1 protein-coding gene is annotated in these 222 nt (G+C 65.8%); it reads left to right on the top strand.

Features of this window, described 5'->3' with window-relative positions; genetic code table 11:
* Nucleotides 1-222 (top strand): hypothetical protein (locus ACVOMF_RS20925; protein WP_481510982.1); only part of this gene is annotated, 222 nt, incomplete at both ends.

Below are 222 nucleotides of genomic sequence, written 5' to 3'. Positions count from 1 at the left end.
GCCGGGCACCTATGCAGTGAGCTACACCGCCACGGTGACCAACGCGGCCACCGGCAGCGTGACCAATGCGGTGCTGGGCAGCGGTACCGACAACCCGAGCTGTGGCACGAGTTGCACGACCACCACGCCGGTGGCTGCACCCGCAGTGACCTACAGCAAGTCGGTGGTATTGCCTGCGGGCAAGACCGAAGTGTCGGTGGGCGATGTGCTGACCTACACGCT

The sequence above is a fragment of the Stenotrophomonas sp. STEN022 genome, from assembly GCF_056760155.1.
This window is presented reverse-complemented; position numbering and strand designations above follow the sequence as displayed.